Annotated in this window: 1 protein-coding gene and 1 pseudogene; one reads left to right on the top strand and one right to left on the bottom strand. The window is 66.3% G+C overall.

The genetic code is table 11. The features are described from left to right. Positions 1-124 (bottom strand): annotated as a pseudogene (locus tag MOV74_RS39365) (transcriptional regulator); the annotation flags it as partial. Positions 125-232: 108 nt separating this feature from the next. Between MOV74_RS39365 and MOV74_RS39360 the strand changes: the two are divergent. After that, on the top strand, positions 233-812 hold a 580-nt coding region (locus MOV74_RS39360), incomplete at its 3' end, for an alcohol dehydrogenase catalytic domain-containing protein (protein WP_246933014.1).

Here is an 812-nt window from a genome sequence, read left to right as displayed (position 1 = left end):
CCTCACGCCGCAGCCCTGCGGTGCGCCGCCGGCGGCCCGCCGGAAGGCCCACGGTCTTCGGCGACAGCTTTTCGCGGCGCGACCTGAGGAAATCGCCGAATTCGACACGGCGTGGGTCGGCCATTGCTGTCGCTCCCGCGATGGAGGGTTTCTGGAATACTAGGATAATACCAGGCCTTCTTGTCCCTTCCAAGGCGGCGCATATCGGCTTCACCCGACCTTGAGGTGAACTATGAAAGCTGCCCTACTCAAATCGTTCGGCTCGTCCCTGGTGATCGCGAATGCCCCAGACCCGGTGCTCGGCACCGGCGAGGTCATCGTCGATATCGTCGCCACACGCGTGCTGTCCTACATGAACGAGGTTCTTAGCGGCGAGCGCAATTACGCACTCGACCTGCCGATCATCCCGGGCCCTGGCGGCATCGGCCGGGTGCGCGCGATCGGGCCGGACGCGACCAAGCTGGCCGTCGGCGACTGGGTGTTCTGCGATCCGACGGTGCGCTCGCGCGACGACGCCGTCGCGCCCGACATCGCGCTGCAAGGACTGACCGCTGCCGGTGCCGACGGCATGCGCCTGCAACAGCATTTTCGCCACGGCTCGTTTGCCGAGCAGATGCGCGTGCCGACCGAGAACGTCAAACCACTCGGCGCAATCACGTCGGAGCAAGCGACGCAATGGTGTGCCCTTGGGACATTGCTGGTGCCCTACGGCGGCTTCCTCGCTGCGAACCTGCGACCAGGCGAGAGCGTGCTGGTGAGCGGGGCCACCGGAAATTTCGGCAGCGCCGCCGTCTCGGTCGCGCTGGCGATGG

The organism is Bradyrhizobium sp. SHOUNA76 (assembly GCF_023006445.1).
Taxonomy (GTDB): Bacteria; Pseudomonadota; Alphaproteobacteria; order Rhizobiales; family Xanthobacteraceae; genus Bradyrhizobium.
Note: the sequence above shows the minus strand (reverse complement) of the source record. Positions and strands in the feature narration are given on the sequence as shown.